Annotated in this window: 15 protein-coding genes; 9 read left to right on the top strand and 6 right to left on the bottom strand. The window is 53.1% G+C overall.

The features are described from left to right. Nucleotides 1-97 precede the first annotated feature (97 nt). The 7 genes from RB298_RS18250 to RB298_RS18280 all read left to right on the top strand — a co-directional run bounded on the left by RB298_RS18250 (nt 98) and on the right by RB298_RS18280 (nt 6,866). On the top strand, nt 98-1,486 hold the full coding sequence (locus RB298_RS18250; protein ID WP_486047889.1) for a four-carbon acid sugar kinase family protein: 1,389 nt from the start codon (nt 98-100) through the stop codon (nt 1,484-1,486). Between the two features lie 34 nt (nt 1,487-1,520). Further along, on the top strand, nt 1,521-2,177 hold the full coding sequence (locus tag RB298_RS18255; RefSeq protein WP_090909362.1) for a GntR family transcriptional regulator: 657 nt from the start codon (nt 1,521-1,523) through the stop codon (nt 2,175-2,177). A 54-nt stretch (nt 2,178-2,231) separates the two neighbouring features. Continuing rightward, nucleotides 2,232-3,254 (top strand): zinc-dependent alcohol dehydrogenase, encoded by a 1,023-nt coding sequence (locus tag RB298_RS18260; RefSeq protein ID WP_304146240.1) that lies wholly within the window; start codon nt 2,232-2,234, stop codon nt 3,252-3,254. A 78-nt stretch (nt 3,255-3,332) separates the two neighbouring features. Further along, nucleotides 3,333-4,319 (top strand): TRAP transporter substrate-binding protein, encoded by a 987-nt coding sequence (locus tag RB298_RS18265; protein WP_486047892.1) that lies wholly within the window; start codon nt 3,333-3,335, stop codon nt 4,317-4,319. Between the two features lie 30 nt (nt 4,320-4,349). After that, on the top strand, nt 4,350-4,850 hold the full coding sequence (locus tag RB298_RS18270) for a TRAP transporter small permease (protein WP_090909365.1): 501 nt from the start codon (nt 4,350-4,352) through the stop codon (nt 4,848-4,850). After that, the gene (locus RB298_RS18275; RefSeq protein ID WP_426198117.1) at nt 4,850-6,130 is read left to right on the top strand and encodes a TRAP transporter large permease; all 1,281 of its coding nucleotides are present in this window, start codon (nt 4,850-4,852) and stop codon (nt 6,128-6,130) included. The genes RB298_RS18270 and RB298_RS18275 overlap by 1 nt, the downstream gene beginning before the upstream one ends. A gap of 73 nt (nt 6,131-6,203) precedes the next feature. After that, the gene (locus RB298_RS18280; protein ID WP_486047894.1) at nt 6,204-6,866 is read left to right on the top strand and encodes a class II aldolase/adducin family protein; all 663 of its coding nucleotides are present in this window, start codon (nt 6,204-6,206) and stop codon (nt 6,864-6,866) included. A gap of 241 nt (nt 6,867-7,107) precedes the next feature. Here RB298_RS18280 and RB298_RS18285 read toward each other — a convergent pair whose 3' ends face one another. The 3 genes from RB298_RS18285 to RB298_RS18295 all read right to left on the bottom strand — a co-directional run bounded on the left by RB298_RS18285 (nt 7,108) and on the right by RB298_RS18295 (nt 9,615). Further along, nucleotides 7,108-7,662, bottom strand: a complete 555-nt coding sequence (locus tag RB298_RS18285) for an HXXEE domain-containing protein (RefSeq protein ID WP_486047896.1) — start codon at nt 7,660-7,662, stop codon at nt 7,108-7,110. 155 nt (nt 7,663-7,817) lie between these two features. After that, nucleotides 7,818-8,426: a TetR/AcrR family transcriptional regulator gene (locus RB298_RS18290; RefSeq protein ID WP_486047898.1), complete on the bottom strand. Its 609-nt coding sequence runs from the start codon at nt 8,424-8,426 to the stop codon at nt 7,818-7,820. A 292-nt stretch (nt 8,427-8,718) separates the two neighbouring features. Beyond that, the gene (locus tag RB298_RS18295; RefSeq protein WP_486047899.1) at nt 8,719-9,615 is read right to left on the bottom strand and encodes a LysR family transcriptional regulator; all 897 of its coding nucleotides are present in this window, start codon (nt 9,613-9,615) and stop codon (nt 8,719-8,721) included. Nucleotides 9,616-9,747: 132 nt separating this feature from the next. On the opposite strand from RB298_RS18295, the gene RB298_RS18300 reads away from it, so the two are divergent. Next, nucleotides 9,748-10,668 (top strand): NADP-dependent oxidoreductase, encoded by a 921-nt coding sequence (locus tag RB298_RS18300; RefSeq protein ID WP_486048018.1) that lies wholly within the window; start codon nt 9,748-9,750, stop codon nt 10,666-10,668. 278 nt (nt 10,669-10,946) lie between these two features. Then, nucleotides 10,947-11,852, top strand: a complete 906-nt coding sequence (locus tag RB298_RS18305) for a DUF4097 family beta strand repeat-containing protein (RefSeq protein WP_486047900.1) — start codon at nt 10,947-10,949, stop codon at nt 11,850-11,852. Nucleotides 11,853-11,939: 87 nt separating this feature from the next. On the opposite strand, the gene RB298_RS18310 is transcribed toward RB298_RS18305, so the two are convergent. The 3 genes from RB298_RS18310 to RB298_RS18320 form a co-directional block, all read right to left on the bottom strand. After that, complete coding sequence (locus RB298_RS18310; protein ID WP_486047902.1) at nt 11,940-12,641, bottom strand: MerR family transcriptional regulator; 702 nt, start codon at nt 12,639-12,641, stop codon at nt 11,940-11,942. Nucleotides 12,642-12,772: 131 nt separating this feature from the next. Further along, the gene (locus tag RB298_RS18315) at nt 12,773-13,639 is read right to left on the bottom strand and encodes an alpha/beta fold hydrolase (RefSeq protein WP_486047904.1); all 867 of its coding nucleotides are present in this window, start codon (nt 13,637-13,639) and stop codon (nt 12,773-12,775) included. Between the two features lie 204 nt (nt 13,640-13,843). Further along, the gene (locus tag RB298_RS18320) at nt 13,844-14,467 is read right to left on the bottom strand and encodes a CGNR zinc finger domain-containing protein (RefSeq protein WP_375120505.1); all 624 of its coding nucleotides are present in this window, start codon (nt 14,465-14,467) and stop codon (nt 13,844-13,846) included. Nucleotides 14,468-14,569 lie beyond the last annotated feature (102 nt).

Below are 14,569 nucleotides of genomic sequence, written 5' to 3' on the forward strand. Positions count from 1 at the left end.
TTAATCGAAAAGAGTGTTGACTTTTGAAAGCGCTGCACATACAATAGGTCTCAAATAGATCTATGATAGATCTATCATAGATTCAGGAGGGACGAGCATGAACGATAATGAGCTGCTGCTTGCTTTCTATGGCGATGATTTTACGGGTTCGACGGATGCGATGGAGGCGCTGGCCCGAAGCGGTTACCGCACGGTGCTGTTTTTGGAAGCTCCTTCACTCGATCGGCTCAAGAAGTTTGAAGGCCTGCGCTGCATAGGGGTAGCGGGCACCAGCAGAGCCAAATCCCCGGAGGATATGGAGGCCGAGCTCCGGCCGGTATTTGAGAAGCTGTCCATGAGCGGCGCGCCGCTCGTTCACTATAAGACGTGCTCTACCTTCGATTCGTCACCGGAGGTTGGCAGTATAGGCCGCGCGATTGGGGTGGCCAGAGACTATTTTTCCGATCAGGTTACGGTTCCGCTGCTGGTCGGAGCGCCACGCCTCGGACGCTATACGCTGTTCGGACAGCATTTTGCGAAAATGCATGATACGGTGTACCGCTTGGACCGGCATCCCGTCATGTCGCAGCATCCATCCACGCCGATGCATGAGGCGGATTTGCGACTTCATCTCGCGGAGCAGACGGCCGATACGATTGCATTGATGGATATCGTTGAACTGGATGGAGACGCGGATGCGGTTCTTGGCCGATATCGTGATAAACTGGAAGGGAAGCCGGGAATTCTGCTGTTCGATGCCTTGGATGAGGACAGGCTCAAGCGGTGCGGCCAGCTGATTCAGGACAAACCCGAAGGGGCGGGGGCATTCGTTGTCGGTTCGTCCGGCGTCGAATACGCTTTGGCTGCCCATTGGGATGAGCTCGGGCTCGCTGCCCCTTCGTCTGAGAAAATCGCGCCCGCAGCGCCCGTCCAGCCTACCGATACGATTCTGGCAGTGTCCGGGAGTGCTTCGCCGGTCAGTCGGCTTCAGATTGAGCGGGCGATAGCCGCAGGTTTCCGCGGCATTCGCATTACGCCGGACGCCATTGAAGATACCCAGGGAACGGCCCGGTCGGAACTTGTTCGACAAGCTGTAGACGTTCTCGCAGAAGGACAAAGCGTTGTGCTCTATACGGCGCTTGGCCCGGAGGATGAAGCGATCGGCGAGACCCGAACGCGATTGAAGGCCATGGGTTTCACCGGAGCGGAAGCGGGCGAGTTTATCGGCAGAAGCCTCGGGAAGTTAACCAAGCGGATCATGGGGCAAGCCAAGCTCGGCCGGATTGTCGTCGCTGGAGGGGACACCTCCGGTTTTGTCACCAGCGAAATGGGCGCCTACGGGCTGGAGATGATATGGGACGTATCCCCGGGAGCTCCGCTCTGCAGGGTATATTCGGACGACGCCAGCCTTGACGGCCTTGAATTGGCTCTCAAGGGCGGGCAGCTGGGATCACCGGATTATTTTATCAGCGTACGGGATGCCGGGTTCCTTGAACCGGATCAATAGCACGGATCAATTGCCAAGATAGGAGAATCAACGAATGACGATGGATAAAAGCAAAGGGACCGCTTCTTCACTTCTGTTAAAAGACGTGGCCTACAATGAAATCAAGGAAAGCATTCTGAACGAGAAGTTCGAGCCGGGGCGTTTCTTGTCCGAGCGGGAATTGATTGAGCTGCTGGGAATGAGCAAGACGCCGATTAAAGCGGCGTTGACGCGGCTGGAAGCCGAGGGCTTTGTCACCGTTTCATCAAAACAGGGCATTATCATCAACGATCTGTCCGTGAACCGGATCGTGGATATCTACGATCTTCGGATCGCGCTGGAGACGTTCAACTGCCAGCAGGTCGAATCTAGGCTTACGCCTGAGCAGATGCAGGAGCTGGAGAGCAATTTAGCCGAAACCGCCGATATCGTCAGCCGGCTTGACGTCAAGAATTTCGCACAGGCCGACCATGATTTCCACCTGATCATTTGCGAGTGTACGGGCAATCAGGAAATCCACAGGGTGCTCCTGAACTACCACGATCATCTTCAGCGAATCACCCGCCGGCATCTGCGGAAGGATCCGCACAGGATGGAGAAGTTCCTTGAGGATCATTGGAAGATCTATGAGGCCTTGAAAACCGGCAAGGAGAGCAGCGCCGACGTGATGCGCAAGCATCTGCAGGAATCGAAGCAAGCGCTTTTTATATAACAGAGAGATACGGGATCAGACCGCCATCTTGAATTACTACGAGGGGGAGAGACAGTGAAGGCTGTATATGTGGAGGATGCGTACAAAGTTGTCGTTAAAGACGTAGACGTACCGGAGATCGGGGCAGGGGAAGTTCTGATCCGGGTCAAAGCCGCCGGTATTTGCGGATCGGATATTCATACCTACAAAGGACTGCACTTGTTCCGGAAGCCGCCCGTCATTATCGGCCACGAAGTGTCCGGCGAAATCGTGAAGGTGGGCAAGGACGTCACATCTTTCAGAATCGGCGATCGGGTGACAGTGGAGCCCCAGGTCGGCTGCGGCAAATGCGATTACTGCCTGACGGGAAGGACGAATTACTGCGCCGAACGGGGAGCGCCGGGCCTCAAGGGATGGTACGGTTCGATGGCCGAGTATTTCGCGGCGCCGGAGGCATGCGTATTCAAACTGCCGGATCAGCTGGACCATGAGCTGGGCGTGCTGGTTGAGCCCTTCGCGGTAGGGGTCCATGCGGTACGCAAGGCCGGGATCGAAGTCGGAGACAAGGTCGCCATCCTCGGTGCAGGACCGATCGGGCTGCTCGCCATGACGGCTGCCAAGGCTGCCGGCGCTACCACGCTCATGGTGACGGACGTCATGGATTATGCGCTGGCATCCGCGAAAGATATGGGGGCGACCCATACCCTGAACATTCGCGGCAAAGAACATTGGACCGAGGAAGCCAAGAAGGAGATTGCCGGCGAGTTCGATAAGGTGCTGATTGCTGCCGGGGTACCCGGGATCGTGGATGATGCCCTTGCCTTGCTTCGTAAAGGCGGCCGCTGCGTAACGATCGCCATGTTCCATGGCACGCAAACCTTCGATATCGTGAATCTGCAGCAAACCGAGAAGGAGATTGTGGGCTGCATGACATACACACGCGAGGATACCATTTCCGCCATCGATTTGTTGGCAAGCGGTGCGGTGGACGTCAGAGCCGTCATATCCCACCGGCTGCCTTATGAAGATGCCGCGGAAGGGTTCCGCCTGGTCGACAAGAAAGAGGACTCATCCCTGAAGGTCATCGTCACCTTTTAATTACCAACATGTCCCCGCAGCTTCTGCTTTCAGTGGCGGAGGCTGCAGGAACTTCATATCAGATTGGGGGAACGACAAATGTGGAAAAGACTCGCAGTTGTCATGGTGGCTGCATTGCTCATTGTAAGCGCTTTATTTATGACGAAGCCGAATACGGATGATGGCCCGCTCAAGCTAAGGCTCGGTCACATTACGGGTGAATCCGATCCGTGGCATCTGGGCGCGCTCAAGTTTGCGGAACTGGTCAAGGAGAAAACGGGCGGCGAGATTGAGGTAGAGGTGTACGCCAGCTCGATGCTCGGGAATGACCGTGACCTGATCGAGGGGATGCAGATCGGGTCCGTGGATTTTGCCCTGCCGGCGGGCGTGTTATCGAATTTCTACAGTCCTTACGCCATCTTGGAGCTGCCGTATTTGTTCCGGGACAAGCAGCATTTGGAGAACGTGCTCTATGGAGACGTCGGCGATGAACTGAAGCAGAGCCTGCTTGACAATGCCGAGGTCCGCGGCCTGGAGTTCTGGATGAGAACCCCGCGCGAGCTGACGGCCAACAAGAAGATCGAAACGCCCGGCGATCTGCGCGGCTTAAAAATCCGCGTACCGGAAATTCCGGCTTCCATTGCGGCTTGGGAGGCGATGGGCGCGACGCCGACGCCTATGGCTTTTGGCGAAGTGTATTCATCGCTTCAAACCGGGGTTATTGACGCGCAGGAAAATCCGGTTGCTTTTACCGCCAGCTCCAAGATTCAGGAAGTCCAGAAGTATATGATGATGACCGATCATGTATACGGTTACGTGATGCTCGCGATGAGTGAAGTGACGTATCAACGCTTGAATGAGTCTCAGCGTCAGGCTATTGAAGAAGCGGCCAAAGAAGCGACGGAATACGAGAATCAACTGGTCTTTGAACAGGAAGAGCAGATCATCAATGAGCTTAAGGATTTCGGCACGGAGTTCGTGGAAGTGGATAAGGGACCGTTCGAAGCGGCGGCCAAATCGGTGCATGAACGCTTTGCCAACCTGTACGGAAGAGAGCTGTACGACAAAATCATCAACACGCCATAACCATTTTTTCTTCAAGAGGGGGGATAAGCCATGCGGCAGACATTAAAAGCGATCGATACGCTCAACAAACTCGTGGGCATCGCAGTGGCCATGATCCTGGGTGTCATGTCCATCCTGATTATCATGCAGATTATTTACCGGATTGTCGGGTATCCGCTTCACTGGTCCGAGGAGCTGGCCAGATACTTGATGGTATACCTTGTTTTCCTGGGTTCCTCACTGGCGCTGCGCCATCATCGGCTGGTAGCGATCGAGCTGCTGCCGGAGCTCGTGAGTGAAGTCAACCGAAAGGTGATTCGCATCACCGTCATGGCGATATGCATCGTGTTTTTCGTTCTTTTGCTGGTCCAGGGCATCGATATTTTGAACCGGGTCTCCGTGCAATCGTCGGCAGCGATGGGGCTTAGCATGTCGGTTCCATATGCAGCTATTCCGATTGGCGCGGTGCTGCTCATCATCAATGCGGTAGCGGTCATTTTGGAAACGATCGTTTCCGATACCATCCCGCCAGCGAAGGAGGAAGGTCTATAATGCCTATCGTATTATTCGGATGTTTGATCCTATTCTTCGCCATCAGCGTTCCGATTGCCGTCTCGATGGGAATGGCGTCTGCGGTAGCGATCTGGTGGGAAGGCGGCACGCCGCTGCTTGTACTCGTCCAGCGTTCGTTCACGTCAACGGATTCATTCCCGCTTATGGCGATTCCGTTCTTCGTATTCGCCGGCACCTTGATGGAATTCGGCGGAATTTCAAGACGGCTGGTGAATCTGGCGAATGCACTTACAGGCCATTTGCCGGGCGGACTTGGACTCGTAACGATTGTAACCTCGATGTTCTTTGCCGCCATATCCGGTTCCTCCGCCGCGGCAACCGCGGCGCTTGGCAGCATCCTGATCCCGGCTATGATCTCCCGGGGCTATCATAAGAACTTTACGGGTGCCCTTCAAGCGACGTCCGGTGAGCTGGGGGTTATCATTCCGCCAAGCATCCCGTTGATTCTATACGGGGTCGCTGCCGAAACCTCGATCGGTGATCTGTTTATGGCGGGGCTTATTCCAGGAATTATGATTGGTTTATCGCTGATGATTGCCGTTTATATCATTGCGAAACGAAAAGGCTATGCACGCGAGAAGAGAAAGACCCCAGCTGAAGTATGGCAGGCTTTCAAGGAATCCTTTTGGGCGGTCCTTATGCCGATCATCATTCTCGGCGGAATATACGGCGGCATCTTCACGCCGACCGAAGCTGCGGGCGTAGCCGTAGCGTATGCGTTCATCGTTGGCGTATTTGTGTATAAGGAGATTAAATTCTCCAAGCTGATCAACATTCTGACGCAATCCACGATTACGACTTCCGTCATCATGTTCATTATTGCAAGCGCAGGATTGTTCAGCTGGATCATGACGCGGGAAGGAATACCGCAGGCGGTTGCAGGCTTCTTCGTGAACATATCCGACAACCCGATCGTGTTCCTGCTGCTGGTCAACGTGTTCCTGCTCATCGTGGGCATGTTCATGGAGTCCAATGCATCCATCATCATTCTGGCACCACTGCTGGCGCCGGTAGCGGCCGAATTCGGCATCGACCCGACGCATTTCGGCATCATCATGATCGTGAACCTGGCGATCGGGATGTGCACGCCGCCGCTCGGCATCAATCTGTTCATATCGGCCCAAATCGCGAAGATCCGGCTGGATCAAATCACAAGGGGCATGGTGCCGTTCTATATCGTGTTGATCATTGACCTGATGCTGATTACGTATCTTCCGCAATTGTCGATGTTCCTGCCAAACCTGTTAGGCGGCAAATAGCAGCATGCGGGTACTCGTCTTATAAGTAGTTATTGGTTGTAAATTAGGTATTGAAATACAGGAGGTATTGATCATGGCTAGCGCGGAAACGATTAGAAAAGAACTGCAGCACACCGGCAAATATATGATGCAATATGACCTTGCTTGGGGCAATGCGGGGAATATCTCCGCCAGAACGGAAGGGGACCGTTACATCGTTACGGCGAGCGGGACGTTCCTTGGCGAATTGGAGGAAGCGGACTTGATCGAATGCGATTTGTCCGGAAACGTATATGGCGCAGAGGGGCGCAAACCTTCCAAGGAAACGCCCATGCATCGGGCGATTTACGAGAGCCGTCCGGAGATCGGGGCGGTGCTTCATGCTTCTCCGTTCTACACAACGCTGATTGCCTGCTCCGACCTGGAGCTCCCCTCCAATATGTTCGTCGAGACGATGTATTATCTCGAGCGGATCGAACGCGTGCCTTACTATCATCCGGGGAGCGACGCGTTGGGCGAGGGCGTTCGGGAAAAGGCCAAGCTTGCCAACGTGCTGCTGTTAGAAAATCATGGCGTGGTGGTGTACGATACGACCATTCGCGAAGCGCGGATGGCCCTGCAGACCTTGGAAGTGGCCAGCCGGATGCTGATTACTTCGATGAGCGCCAAGGTTGGAATTCAGGGTCTTGGCCCAGAGACGGAGCGGGATTTCCTGGAGAAGGCAGGTTATAAGCCAAGGCGCAACTGGAGCTTGTAGGATAACGCCAATTCGTAACGAATCGAAATGCCGTCGGATGATCGGATCCGGCGGCATTTTTTCTTGTAATGCAGTTTTTGGCGAGGCTATCCAACTCTATTGTTTTAAGAAAAATACCGCTAAATGCGGCCTGACTGCCGAGAAAGTACGTCGATAGACGATTCTTGTATAGTTCTGCAAGCTGCAGCTTGAAATGTCGAGCAGTCGCTGTTTTTTTTCTGAAATGCACAGTTATCGGAGCCTACGTATTTATGCGGTGCGGCGCGATTCGTTTCCCAAGCGTTAAACCAAACCAGACCAGAAACAGAATGAGAGGCAGGGAGATCAGGGTTCCCATCGCGAATGCCGTGGCATCCACGATTCCAGTGGACAGCAGGCGGTTGAGCGCATAAATTCCGTATGGAATTTCAAGGACCGCAGCTGTAATGACGCCAGGGGTGTATGCCTTCAGCGCGATTGAGGCCCCCACATGTTTCACGCCGTCCAGCAGGAACACCGTAACGAACCCCGCGAACAGGCCGTTGAACGGGCTGCCGATATCGAAGGCGCGCGCCGTTAGAAACGTTACGCAGGTGAGAACGAAGCCAATCAGCAGTACGGCAAAGGAGAATTGCAGGGTGATGTTCTTATCCCACGGAATGGAGACGGGCGAAAATTTCGTGATCCAGGGGCTGTTCTTGTTCTTCCTGAGCCACCATTCCATCGTGGCAATCTCTTCTCCGTCGTGAATGAAAAATACAACCGGCAGCAGCCACAACAACATGACGAAATTCCAATCCGGCATGAATGACAGCATAATCCTCATTTCTCCCTTCAATCTAACCATATTAGCGATGCCTAAAGAAAAAAACTGAGTAAACACTCAAATTCAGAGGATAAAAGAAGCCGATGCAGCATGTTCTATACGGCCATCAGCTATTTTTATACATCGTTCTTCACGGAGAAAAAACGTCATGATCCGGGTTCTTCGTTCATCCCATGCAGCAGCAGCCGGACGAGCTCGCGAATATAGGATTCGTCCCCGAGCGGGAGCGCTTCCTCTCCGAAACGGAAATGGAGCATGCCATAGACCAGGATGGACGAGGTCATCATCATCATGGCAACCTGAACCGTGTGTTCCGGTTGACGACTCGATCCCGCCGCCTGTTCGAGCATGCTGCTGCCTGCTGTCCCAAGACCACCGATCAGCCGCAAAACCTCTTTTGATACCTCGGCATCCTTCATGAGTTCAGGTGACCAGATGAGCATCAGATAATCCATGTTCGTCCTGAGGAACTGGAGATATGCGATGCCGTATTGAAACAGGGCCTCGTCCGCAGGAAGCTTCGACAATTCACCTGCATCCTCTTGAAGCTGCGCAGCAAAGGAAAAATTGTTCACAAGAAAGAGCAGCAGCTTCCGTTTATCTCCAAAGTGGTAGAAGATCAGCCCTTCGGCCACGCCGCTTTCGGCCGCAATCTCTTTGGTTGTCGTTGCATGGAATCCCTGCTGGGAGAACAGCTTCAGAGCGGCGTTCAATATCCGTTCCTTCTTGGCATTTCGACGGGTTGTTGTAGGCATAGGCAGATGTCTTTCTCCTTTGGAATGAAATAGGCAAATCTTCCTTGTGGAGCTTCCGGTTTCCATGGATGCTAAATAGTCATGAGGGATGAATTCAAAATACTGAGTGTTTACTCAAAAGTATAATCACTCTCCAAATATTGTCAACCCTCGAAGTATCACCGCAGGGACTGTTCATTGTGGTCATGTTCTACCAAGGTGCACGGACAGACAACGTGCCCAAGTGGAATAGCCAGAGAGTGAAACGGCGCTGCAGCGTTTGAAATTTCGATATCATAAAAAACCACGTCGTTTACGACGTGGTTATGTCTCTCTTACCGTGATCCGCGTAATATTCGACGAGGTAATCGCGGAAGGAAATCGCGGCCTTGGACAAGTATCTGGATTCCAGCCATGCGATTTGGAATACCCGGCGTGCGAGCGGTTCTTGAATGCTGAGCTTCGTCAGCTTTAATTCCTCGCTGCTTCTGCATTCCCCGATTAAAGCCACGCCAAACTCCGAACGGACCAGATCGGCGATGGTCCCGGGGTCTTCCACCTCGCAGACGACCTTCGGTTGAAAACCGGCTTGTTTGCAAAACTCGTTATTCATCTTCTGATACGGATGGCCCTCTTTATAACCCACAAAGGATTCTCCGGCAGCCTCGCTTAAGCGGATGCGATTGTTTCCGGCTAAGCGGTGGGTGGGGGGGACTGCCAAGAACACCTCTTCCACGTGCAATGGCAAGCTGCGTATATCCGGATGCCGAACGGGCATGGAGGTCAGAAAGAAGTCCACTTCGTTATGTTCAATCGTCTGAACCATATCCTCCATCGAGGACTGGATAATATGAAAGTTGACCTTCGGATGTTTGCGCAGAAACAAGCGTAAAGGCTCGCGGAGCTGCTCCATGTTGGACAAGGCCAAATGAATGCGCCCATGCTCCAGCCCCGCAAGATCTTCCACTTCCCGCCGTCCCTCTTCCAGCAGCTGCAGGGCAGCGGTGGCTTTCGCCAAAAATGCTCTGCCGTACGGATTGAGGCGGATTTGCCTGCCTTGGCGTTCAAATAACGGAACCCCGAGATTCTCTTCGAGTCTGGAGATGGTTTTGCTGAGTGCCGGCTGAGCAATATGGAGCTCCTCTGCGGCTTTGGTCATATGTTCAAGCCTTGCTACGGTAACAAAATACTTCAGCTGCAACATTTCCATTACGGTTCACCGTCCCTGCTTATATACTCCAGTATATATATACATAGATTATTTTGTATTTTTTATTATCTATCGATGATTATAGAATGGTCTCAGAAACAAGATCAAGGGATGCATGAAAGGATGATCGATATGAGAGCCGCTGCGTTCAGTACGATTGGACCGCCGGAAGTTTTGCGCGTTATGGACTTCGAAGATCCTCAGGCCGGCAACGGCCAGATAAGAGTTAACGTCAAGGCGGCTGGCGTGCAGCCGGCCGACTGCGGAATCAGGGGAAGCGGCTGGGCGCCGCCTGGGGTGACATTGCGGATGCCGCAAATCCTCGGCAACGAATTCGCCGGAACGGTTGATCAGGTCGGAGAGGGAGTGACGAACTTTGAAATTGGGGATGGCGTCATTGGCTGGTCATTACTCGCCTGCTACGCTGAATATGTCGTGGTCAGCGCAGACCAAGTTTTACGGAAACCCGATTCGATGCCATGGGAGGAAGCGGGTGCCTTGACCGCATCGGGGCAAACCGCCCATACGGCACTTGGGATGCTAGGGGTTGGCCATAAGGATACGGTTTTGATTCATGCGGCAGCGGGGGGAGTCGGCTCTTTTGCCGTCCAGATCGCACGAGCCTGGGGAGCGCGGGTCATCGGTACCGCAAGCGAGCGAAATCATGATTATCTTCGTTCGCTGGGCGCCGTTCCCGTTGTTTATGGACCAGGCCTTGTAGACCGGGTCAAGGCTTGCGCCCCCGAGGGAGTGACAGCCGCGCTGGATGCCGCCGGCGAAGAAGCGCTGCGGGCCTCGGTGGCGCTTGTCGGCGACCGGAGCCGCATCGGAACGATCGTGGCTTTCGATCTGGTAGAAGAATTGGGGGTGCGTCCGATCCGCAGCCAGCGATCCAAGGATCGATTAGCGGAACTGGTCCAAATGTATGAACAAGGGAAGGTGAAAATCCATGTGTCGCAGACGTTCTCGCTGAGCGAAGCGGCTGAGGCGCATCGTGCCGTGGAATCCGGTCATGTCCGGGGAAAGGTCGTGCTGCGGATAGACCAGCCATGAGATCCGCGCATGATTTCAGAGAAAAGGGTTGTTCCAAGAGTAGATCTTTTACTGCCGGAACTCCCTTTTCTTTTTTTTAGCTTTGTCCCCGAATTTCTACCGTTACAAAACCATGATTGAATGGGCAACAGCGATTGGAAGAATGATCCGTACGTGCAGCGTCATACAAAAGACGGAGGGGGCGTCCCAGACTAAGGTCCAGGAAGAAACTGGTCCGCGGCAGCGTGTGAACTTTTTCCTCCGCGATATAATGGACATATACATAAACAGGAATGGACGTGGAGGATTTGAAGAGAAAACAGAGCATGCTGGCCGTGAAAATTTCGTCGCTGTTGATATTTGCCGTGCTGGTCGGATGCGATGCTGCCCAAAATGCCGATGAAGCCGTAAACCGGGAGCTTGATAAATTAGCGCAAATCGGGAACCTAGCCGGCGAATCGGCGATAGCCATCAGCGATCAAGTAAAACGGGAAGGGAAGGAGTTCGAATGGACGACGGCTCAGGAAGCCGGCACGGCCGAGGGATTGGTCATCGACCATGCCGTAGGCAATATCGAGCTTATCGCGGTACCCGGTAGCGAGGTCAACGTGAAAACAACCGTGTGGTTCAACGAAAGTTTTTTCAAGAACGATAACATTCGCACCCGGGTGACGGAGCAGGCCGCTACCTCCTTGGCGCTCCAGGATGGCATGCTGGAATTAAGGACGCATCCTAGAGACGACTCCGGCATTAGCCTGTGGGACTGGTCGCAGAAGCAGTTCGGCGATTCCGGATTCATGATCGATTATGTGATCGAGGCACCGGAAGCCCTGCAGAATATCCGTATCAAGAATGATGTCGGGAAGGTAAGGGTGAACGAGCTGAAGGGGGCTTTCGAGCTGCAGCTGGGAGCCGGGGAAGTTCAACTCAACCAAACGGAAATCACGGGCAGCTCCAGGATCGTATCCGAAGCGGGCAGCATCAAGCTGGATATTGGGCAGATCGACCTGGACGGCTCGCTGACGGCCAACACATCGGCAGGCAGCATCACCGCTGCGTTCGCGCCGTCCATGAAATATACGCTGAATACCGAAACCGAGCTTGGACAGATTACAGGAGCAAGCCGGGGACAGAGCGACGTCAACGGCGGCGGGGCGAAAATATCCCTGACGACCTCGGTCGGTTCCATCAAGGTTAATCCATAAGCGGCACATACACACAAACAAACCCGGATGAGGCTCCGGGTTTGTTTTTTTGTTACAGCAATAACCAATGTGCGAATGGATAGCGGATTACATTAACTTCAATACTTGGCACAATTGATATAAGTAGTGCACGCCGCGTATCTGGTTATGATTGAGGTGATTGAGGTACACCAGCGTGTCCTTGAACACCCGTCTGGCGTTATGAACCTGATGATGCTCGAGCTCATGCAGGACGTCCTTGATGACTTCAAGCGGGTAATTGGCTGAGCGGAGAATCCGAATGATCATAATCTGCCGGATTTGGGCACCATCGAATTTCCGGTAGCCGTTATCCTGATCCCGCGGCAGAATAAGGACGCCTTCCTTCTCCCAATGGCGGATGGCCGAGGAGGGAACGCCGATCTCGGCCGCAACCTCCCCGATGGTCAGCTCTTTCTTGCGGCCTCGGGCATCGACTGCGTCAAGCTGCTCCGTTTCCAGAATGCGGATGGTCCGCTCCGCAAGGATTTTATCCTGCTGGAGGCGGGCTTGCACCTCGCTTACGATCCAGAGCGCATCATCCAGCTCCCTTTCCTGCAGCTTCTTCATGACTTGCTTCGTCACGTCTACGCCGAAACCGGGAAACATGGCGCGGATGCACTCGAAATAAGCGGCATGCTCCTCGGTATATAACCGGTAGCCGTTCGGCGCACGCTCGGCAGGAGGGACAATTCCCCATTTCTCATAGTGCTTGAGCGCACTTGTGGTAATCCCGAGTTTCTTGGCGATATCAATCGGTCGGATGCCCATGATGCCCCCCCCTACTTCATCCGGATCTGCCTGAATCCTTACTTATTGGGGGATTGTATCATGAAGTGCGTTTCCGAGAAAAGACGGATGAAAAAATAACCTGTCACCTTGGGTGTGAATCATGCTCAGAATCATTGCCGTTCCAAAAATGCCCGAATGTATTGAACGATTTCCGGTCCATGGGATTCCAATGCAAAATGACCGGCACCCTTTAGAAGATGCAGCTCGGCATGAGGCAAATCACGCAGATACGGATGGGCTCCGTTCTCAGGGAAGATGTGGTCGCCTTGCCCCCACACAATCAGGGTTGGCGGCTGAGCATTGCGGAAATATTGCTGCCAAGCCGGATACAAGGGAGGATTCGATCCGTAATCCAGGAACAAATCCAGTTGAATTTCCTGATTGCCGGGACGGTCGAGCAGCGCTTGATCCAAGGTATAGGTGTCCGGGCTGATGAGGGAGGCGTCATCGAGACCATGCGTATACTGCCACTTCGTTGCCTCGATGCTGGTAAGCCAGCGCAGAGCCTCGCGTTTATCCGGGTTTGCCGGATCTTCCCAGTAAGCTTTAATGGGATTCCAGAATTCTTCGAGTCCCTCATCGTAGGCGTTCCCGTTCTGAATGATCAGGCCTCGGATCCGCTCGGGATGTCGCGCCGCGATCCGGAACCCGACGGGTGCACCATAGTCCATCAAGTACATATAGAAGGTCTGGATATTTAATTGTGCCAGCAATTCTTCGATGAACTGACTGAAATGGTCAAAGCTGTACCGGAACTGATCATGGTCTGGCGCGCTGCTGTAACCAAATCCCGGATAATCAGGTGCGATCACATGATACCGATCGGCAAGGGACGGAATCAATTGACGATACATATGGCTGGAAGTCGGAAAACCATGCAGCAGTAATACGACAGGCGAGCCGGGAGCTCCTGCTTCACGGTAAAAAATGTCCAAACCGTTGATTTTAGCCGTATGATACTGGATTTTATGTTCCATTGGATAAACGCCTCCTTGAATACCTGCGATTTTTTTATGAAGCGATTGCTATGTAGATCCTTTTGACTGGTCGTCATTTACTTGTAGAACACTTACCTCCTTTTTATTAACCATCATAAATCATTTAAGGGTATTATATATTCCGAATATTAACCTGTAAAGTTTTATTTTGGGTATTAAAAAAAGGAATCTTAGACGGTTTATCTAAGATTCCTTCGTTTGTTGTTTCTGACGCTCCAGATAAGCAGCGACCTTCATGCGGTTTCCGCATGTTTTGGGGCTGCACCAGCGCCTTGTGCCGTTTTTGCTATTGTCGTAAAAGCGAAGCACGCACGCCGGATTTTCGCAGTTTTTCACCAGCTTCAAGTCATGGGTAGTTAAAAAATCAACGGCAGATGCGGCGATCGGGCTCAGCAGGTCCAGCGGCTTCCGAAAAAGCATCCGGCTTTTGCGGCTGTACGCGCTGCCTTCGGCCACGAGCACGGTGCGCATGATTTGCTCCTTCAGCAGCCCGTTGATGAACTGCAGGCTTGCTTCGGTTGAACTCTCGTTCGCACTGCCCGGCTGAATCAGGTGAAAGATGTGGTCGCGGAGCAATCTGGCGGACTCCACGATCCGGGCTTCCTCCTCGTTGCCGTTATATACCGCCTTGCGCAGGTTGCGTTCCGCCTCCGACAGCAGGTTCGCCTTCACCATCCAATCCATTAAAGAATCGAAAGTATCCAGCAAATCCAGCGGCTGAGCGTTGACAGCGATCTTGGTATTCACGAAATCCAGCACGGGATGGTTGCCAATAAAATAAAATTCGGGTGCGATTTTTTTCGGCATGGGTACCTCTCCTCTGAAAACACGATACGTAGCGTAGATATTCATAGCCTATTATAAAGTCAATTGCGGTGCACAGACAACCAACAGGGCTTCAAACATTGT

This window comes from Priestia sp. BR_2 (assembly GCF_041954005.1).
GTDB lineage: Bacteria > Bacillota > Bacilli > Paenibacillales > Paenibacillaceae > Paenibacillus_AQ > Paenibacillus_AQ lautus_A.

Bases quoted from the DNA above. Each gene is read 5' to 3' on its own strand.
- RB298_RS18285 (WP_486047896.1), bottom strand. From the start codon at position 7,662: ATGCTGTCATTCATGCCGGATTGGAATTTCGTCATGTTGTTGTGGCTG.
- RB298_RS18280 (WP_486047894.1), top strand. From the start codon at position 6,204: ATGGCTAGCGCGGAAACGATTAGAAAAGAACTGCAGCACACCGGCAAA.
- RB298_RS18295 (WP_486047899.1), bottom strand. From the start codon at position 9,615: ATGGAAATGTTGCAGCTGAAGTATTTTGTTACCGTAGCAAGGCTTGAA.
- RB298_RS18270 (WP_090909365.1), top strand. From the start codon at position 4,350: ATGCGGCAGACATTAAAAGCGATCGATACGCTCAACAAACTCGTGGGC.
- RB298_RS18265 (WP_486047892.1), top strand. From the start codon at position 3,333: ATGTGGAAAAGACTCGCAGTTGTCATGGTGGCTGCATTGCTCATTGTA.
- RB298_RS18255 (WP_090909362.1), top strand. From the start codon at position 1,521: ATGACGATGGATAAAAGCAAAGGGACCGCTTCTTCACTTCTGTTAAAA.
- RB298_RS18300 (WP_486048018.1), top strand. From the start codon at position 9,748: ATGAGAGCCGCTGCGTTCAGTACGATTGGACCGCCGGAAGTTTTGCGC.
- RB298_RS18290 (WP_486047898.1), bottom strand. From the start codon at position 8,426: ATGCCTACAACAACCCGTCGAAATGCCAAGAAGGAACGGATATTGAAC.
- RB298_RS18310 (WP_486047902.1), bottom strand. From the start codon at position 12,641: ATGGGCATCCGACCGATTGATATCGCCAAGAAACTCGGGATTACCACA.
- RB298_RS18250 (WP_486047889.1), top strand. From the start codon at position 98: ATGAACGATAATGAGCTGCTGCTTGCTTTCTATGGCGATGATTTTACG.
- RB298_RS18275 (WP_426198117.1), top strand. From the start codon at position 4,850: ATGCCTATCGTATTATTCGGATGTTTGATCCTATTCTTCGCCATCAGC.
- RB298_RS18315 (WP_486047904.1), bottom strand. From the start codon at position 13,639: ATGGAACATAAAATCCAGTATCATACGGCTAAAATCAACGGTTTGGAC.
- RB298_RS18320 (WP_375120505.1), bottom strand. From the start codon at position 14,467: ATGCCGAAAAAAATCGCACCCGAATTTTATTTTATTGGCAACCATCCC.